This is a genomic window from Bacillus cereus group sp. BfR-BA-01492 (assembly GCF_022662815.1).
Lineage (GTDB): Bacteria > Bacillota > Bacilli > Bacillales > Bacillaceae_G > Bacillus_A > Bacillus_A cereus_BD.
Genome location: NZ_JAKUEH010000083.1, coordinates 1 through 223 on the forward strand (window position 1 = coordinate 1; position 223 = coordinate 223).

A 223-nucleotide genomic window follows, 5' to 3' on the forward strand; every position below is an offset into this window, starting at 1 on the left:
GATCAAGGGTTGCGCTCGTTGCGGGACTTAACCCAACATCTCACGACACGAGCTGACGACAACCATGCACCACCTGTCACTCTGCCCCCGAAGGGGAAGCCCTATCTCTAGGGTTGTCAGAGGATGTCAAGACCTGGTAAGGTTCTTCGCGTTGCTTCGAATTAAACCACATGCTCCACCGCTTGTGCGGGCCCCCGTCAATTCCTTTGAGTTTCAGCCTTGC

The 223-nt window shown here is 55.2% G+C and carries 1 rRNA gene; it reads right to left on the reverse strand.

Annotated features, from left to right (window positions below):
• A 16S ribosomal RNA gene (locus tag MR063_RS22350) occupies positions 1-223 on the reverse strand; the annotation flags it as partial.